Raw genomic sequence first — 248 nt, 5'->3', positions numbered from 1 at the left:
GCAGCAGCGTGTGAGCATCGCCCGCGCGCTGATGAATGGCGGCGACATCATCCTGGCCGACGAGCCGACCGGCGCGCTGGACACGCACACCGGCCAGGAAGTGCTGCGCATCCTGGAGGAACTGAACGCCGCCGGCCACACCATCATCCTGGTCACCCACGACATGAACGTGGCGCGGCACGCGCAGCGCATCATCGAGATCAGCGACGGCGAGATCATCTCGGACCAGCGCAACCCCGACGCGCCGC

At 68.1% G+C, this 248-nt stretch carries 1 pseudogene; it reads left to right on the top strand.

The window, feature by feature from the left end:
- Positions 1 to 248: pseudogene (locus tag SB771_RS36170) on the top strand (macrolide ABC transporter permease/ATP-binding protein MacB); the annotation flags it as partial.

The sequence above is a fragment of the Burkholderia sp. SIMBA_051 genome (assembly GCF_046534915.1).
Taxonomy (GTDB): Bacteria; Pseudomonadota; Gammaproteobacteria; order Burkholderiales; family Burkholderiaceae; genus Burkholderia; species Burkholderia ambifaria.
This window is presented reverse-complemented; position numbering and strand designations above follow the sequence as displayed.